1 protein-coding gene is annotated in these 601 nt (G+C 66.9%); it reads right to left on the bottom strand.

Annotation, left to right across the window (positions count from 1 at the left end):
* Nucleotides 1–601, bottom strand: a 601-nt coding sequence (locus tag C3492_RS43875; RefSeq protein ID WP_181140872.1) for a cbb3-type cytochrome c oxidase subunit I, incomplete at both ends; no start/stop codon positions are given.

Here is a 601-nt window from a genome sequence, read left to right as displayed (position 1 = left end):
GCGGCGTCGAAGACGTGGGCACCGAACTTGCGGTCCGCCTCCAGGGCGAACAGCGCGGCCGCGAGGACCGGGAAGGCCAGCAGGACCAGGACACCGGTCAGCAGCACGTTCCACACGAAGATCGGCATGCGGAACATGGTCATGCCCGGGGCGCGCATGCAGATGATCGTGGTGATGAAGTTGACCGAGCCGAGGATCGTGCCGAAGCCGGAGAACGCCAGACCCATGATCCACATGTCGGCGCCGATGCCCGGCGAGCGGACCGCGTCCGACAGCGGGGAGTAGGCGAACCAGCCGAAGTCCGCCGCGCCCTGCGGGGTGAGGAAGCCACCGACCGCGATGAGCGAGCCGAACAGGTACAGCCAGTAGGCGAACATGTTCAGCCGGGGGAACGCCACGTCCGGCGCGCCGATCTGCAGCGGCATGATCCAGTTCGCGAAGCCGGCGAACAGCGGGGTGGCGAACATCAGCAGCATGATCGTGCCGTGCATCGTGAACGCCTGGTTGAACTGCTCGTTCGACATGATCTGCAGGCCCGGCCGGGCCAGCTCGGCGCGCATGAGCAGCGCCATCACGCCACCGATCAGGAAGAACGCGAACG

The sequence above is a fragment of the Streptomyces sp. Ru62 genome, assembly GCF_002920615.1.
Taxonomy (GTDB): Bacteria; Actinomycetota; Actinomycetes; order Streptomycetales; family Streptomycetaceae; genus Streptomyces.
Note: the sequence above shows the minus strand (reverse complement) of the source record. Positions and strands in the feature narration are given on the sequence as shown.